This is a genomic window from Sodalis-like endosymbiont of Proechinophthirus fluctus (genome assembly GCF_001602625.1).
Lineage (GTDB): Bacteria > Pseudomonadota > Gammaproteobacteria > Enterobacterales > Enterobacteriaceae.
Map to the genome: position 1 here is coordinate 1 of NZ_LECR01000063.1, position 2,897 is coordinate 2,897.

The 2,897-nt window shown below is 35.4% G+C and carries 1 protein-coding gene; it reads right to left on the reverse strand.

Annotation, left to right across the window (positions count from 1 at the left end):
* Positions 1-1,698: 1,698 nt before the first annotated feature.
* Complete coding sequence (locus BG74_RS06565; protein ID WP_187202745.1) at positions 1,699-2,403, reverse strand: hypothetical protein; 705 nt, start codon at positions 2,401-2,403, stop codon at positions 1,699-1,701.
* Between the last annotated feature and the right edge of the window lie 494 nt (positions 2,404-2,897).

A 2,897-nucleotide genomic window follows, 5' to 3' on the forward strand; every position in this document is an offset into this window, starting at 1 on the left:
TTTATTTTTTTGTTGAAAATTTCATTCTTTTTCTAAATTAGTTTCGCCGTAGACAAAAGGAAAAAAAATTTTTTTTTTTCGCGCGGCAAAACGAAAATTCGAAATTTCAAAGGCTGCAAGCAAATTATTTTAAAAGCGGGGTTGAAGAGGGGAAGGGGAGGGGAGAGGGAAGGGAGGAAAAAAATTAATTTTTTTTTTTTAAATTCCCCCCGTCAATGTTTTTCTTTCTTTCTTATTCGATCAATGGCGCGAATTGAAATTTGCGAATTTTTTTCGTCAGACGTTAAACTGAGGCGATTCCCGAAATTCCGTGAACAACGGATCTTCTAAAACTCCATCTTCCTGCGAAACAAACAAACGGAGAAAATAAAAAATGAAAAGAATAAAAGAACAAAAATTTCTTTCACGCGCAAATCTCCGCAAATAACGAATGAAATTAATGATTTAATAAGGGGAAATTAATTAAATGTGAATGTTGAATTTGGGAATGGGTCAAAGGTGCTTCGGTTACCACGAAAGGGTACGAATTACGAATGCTTTTGCAAATACTTCCCACATCGATCTTTTTCAAATTAGAATTCAAATTTTCTCTTCAGAACTTACCAGTTTAATGTTGTTGACGAATAAAATTGCCGTTTTTTCGTCTTCCCGATTTGATTCTTTCGCGGTCGAATTTTTGTCTATCATTAAATAGGTTTCTTGATCTCCGTGCGCGGTTTTCGTGTGCATCATCAAACTCGATGCTTGCCTGTAGGTTTTCCCGCAAATCAGGCACAAATGCGGTTGCTGACGATGAACCATGTTGTGCTTGTAGAGTGAGGAATATTCCGTGAATCGACGACCGCATTTCTTGAAAAATGAAAAATCGTTTTCAATTCATCGTTTTTCCGAATAACCGATGAGGAAAAATCGATTTCGACGGGGTGGAAAAATGCAATGGCTGGAGGGGGTGGGGTAGAGAGAGGGAAGGGGAGGGGGAGAGAAAAAATGGAAACTCACTTCCACGGAACAGACGTACGGTTTTTCGCCGGAATGAATTCTCATGTGATTTCTTTGATTTGTCACCGAAGCAAAGGTTTTATCACAATTCGGATAAGTACATTTATAGGGTCGTTCTCCCGTGTGGGTTCTCACGTGAACCTTACAAATGTTGCAAGTGGTGAATGATCTTCCGCAATTTGGAATGGGACAGAGAAATGGTCTTTCACCTGAAATTAATAAGAAATTTACTCTCTCTAAACCAAATCCCGCGAGAAGTTTTTTTTTTGGGTGGGGGAGGAGAGAGAGAGAGAGAAAATGCTCACCGGTGTGAGTACGAATATGTTTTTGAAGGTCACCAGAAGTTTTGAATCCTTTTTCGCAATTTAAATGATTACAGGTGTAGGGTCTCTCGCCATTGTGAGTGCGAATGTGCGTTTTTAATCCGAAACCTGTTGAAAATGCTTTGTTGCATCCTTCGACAGAACAACGAAATGGTCTGTCTCCGGTGTGAACTCTTAAATGTACCTGAAATTAATTACAATGTTTTCACGATTAGGCATAACTGAGGGTACCATAAAATGCACTTCTTTAAGTGCGCATTACTTTCTTCGCTTCATCACTTTCGCTAAATTAAAAAAAAAAAAAAAAATGACTCTCGCGAAAACAGGTTAATGAAGCTAGAAAATTTATTCTCGAATTTTAATTTTTAATGTGAAATTAAAAACTTGCTTGGTCGCTCAAACATGGTTTGAAATCAATGCGTTTCTGTACCTTCAAGTGATGAAAACTCGTATAGCTTTTATTACAATTTTTGTAGCTGCACTGAAATCCTTTGCTCTTTTCTTGCTTTTGTTCAGTAACGACGGATTCCGCTTTTTCCACTTGCTCTACATTTTCACAACTGTTTGCACCATCCAAATTATTGCTCAACAAAGTTCCGGAAACGACATAAATAATGCTACCATTATACAGCCTGATCGGAGTGTAAACATCATTTTTTCCACTTTTGGAATTTTCCACGAAAGCAGTTGTTCCATCGGCCAGTTTGATCATTTGACAATTCAGATAAATTTCTGATTCGTTAATCATTTTATGATTGTTATTGTCGAATAAATTTTCAGTCAAATTCTCTTTGGATCCATTCATTTCATTTTTAGATTTCGCACTTGATATTTCACCTTCGTCGTTGTCAATTGAAAAAGTTTCATCACCGACAAAATCACTGTTAATAATTGCTTCTTTCATTGAATCACTTTCGTACAGCAAGGCTTCCCCTTTCATTAACTCGTCTTTTTTTTCAATGAAATTTGCATCCTCTTCCACCAATCCTTGAATTTCTCCAAATTTATCCACATAAACGATGGTTTCATTTTGATCCTGAATTAGCAATGGAATTCCTACGTTCAAATCCACTTGGTCCATGTTAAATATTTTAAAACGAATAACTAGTTTCTTTTTTTTTTTTTTTAATCGTATTTAAAAATCTGAAAAATAAATCATGAAAGTTATTTGAGCAGTTTGTTTAGCTCGAGAAAAAYGCAATCAATACAAGCAGTCTCTAAGCTTTGCTTGATTCTTTAAAAAAAATTATCAACTCTGCTGCATTTGATTTCTGCTGTTTGTAAACTAAGGAGAGTTTTGAAAAGAACCTATTTGAATTCATGCTTAGGTTATTTTACATTCAATTCAAATGAGAAATTACCCAAATCGCTATCTAATTTTGTAATTATTACACGCTTTTGCAGTACATGTATGTGAAAATACCTAAATGTATAAGTAGGCATAAAAAATGAGCGAAAATTTTTTTCGGAAAGCAGCAGAAATAATAATAATGGCTTACGTAAATTTAATTCGAACTTGCACTGGCACAACACATGTTTTCATCGACAACTTTTATACAAAATTTAGTTTTTGTT